2 protein-coding genes are annotated in these 1,256 nt (G+C 51.2%); both read left to right on the forward strand.

Features of this window, described 5'->3' with window-relative positions; all coding sequences use genetic code 11:
* A partial coding sequence (locus tag PACILC2_RS25930; RefSeq protein WP_213531899.1) for a YhcN/YlaJ family sporulation lipoprotein occupies positions 1–571 on the forward strand: 571 nt, incomplete at its 5' end.
* 142 nt (positions 572–713) lie between these two features.
* On the forward strand, positions 714–1,256 hold a 543-nt coding region (locus PACILC2_RS25935; protein ID WP_213531900.1), incomplete at its 3' end, for a YqaA family protein.

Raw genomic sequence — 1,256 nt, forward strand, 5'->3', positions numbered from 1 at the left:
ACATACTATACGAGGAGTGAAAATGGTGAAACGAAGCTATACACGGATCGCATCCGCCCTAATGATCGCAAGCTTGCTTCTGGCTGCAGGCTGTACGACAAATCGTCCTAACGGTCAAAATCCGGTCAATCCGAACAATACCGGCAACCGCGCGGTTCAGCCCCTGTCAAGGGACAATGCGGGGACTGACGGTTACCGCGCGAATCGCGACGCGAATAACAGAGCGAACGATGCGGAAGAGCGGATCGAAATTGCCGACAAGGCTGCGGAAAACATTACGAAGATTAAAGGCGTCCATACCGCCAATGTGCTCGTAACGAGACGAAACGCATACGTCGCAGCCGCGCTCGACCCGAACCAAAAGAAGCTGACGCGCGAAATCGAAGATCAGATCGCCGATAAAGTGCGGGCGGTCGATCCCGATATCCAGAACGTATACGTATCGACAAACCCGCAGTTCGTGGACCGGGTCAACAACTACGTCAAGGACGTGCAGCAAGGCCATCCGGTTGCCGGATTTGTCGCCGAATTTAACGAGATCGTACAGCGTCTGTTCCCGAATCCGCGATAGAAATACCACTTAAAAAACGCCCAACACCACCGGGCGTTTTTCTTGCGAAAAATTGAAACCGAATATGCCCGTTTCTCGTATACAATATGAATAACAGCTAGCTGCATGCATTCGATCGCAGAAACCGGATAGGAGCTTGTAAATGTTTCAAAACATCATCGATATTTTAATGGATTTCGGAGCTTGGGGCATGTTTATCCACGCGTTTGCCGATGCGATCATTTTCCCCGTACCGGCTTTCTTCCTCCAGGTCTCGCTAAGTCTGATTACCCCGTCCAATGCATTGTGGCTGGCGACCGTTGGCTATATCGCTTGTCTTCTCGGCACTCCTTTCGGCTTTCTAATCGGCCGGCTGCTCGGAAAATCCGTCCTTTATAAGCTTCTTAAACCTGAATGGATCGATTCGGCCACCCGGCTGTTTCAGAAGAACGGGGAGGCGGCCATTATGATCGGCTCCTTTACCCCGATTCCGTTCAAAGTATTTACGATACTGTCGGGATGTCTTCATTTTCCGCTTTGGCGGCTCATCGCATACGCGGCGCTCGGCCGAGCCGTGAAATTTTACGCCGTCGGCGTGTTGTTTTATTTGTACGGCCGGGCTGCGGAAGGGATGGTCAAGGACGTCTCCCTCTACATTTTCATTTTCAGCGTCCCGATTTTGCTTGGTTTTTTCTGGTCAGAAAAA

The organism is Paenibacillus cisolokensis, assembly GCF_018403665.1.
GTDB classification, from domain to species: domain Bacteria; phylum Bacillota; class Bacilli; order Paenibacillales; family Paenibacillaceae; genus Paenibacillus_AH; species Paenibacillus_AH cisolokensis.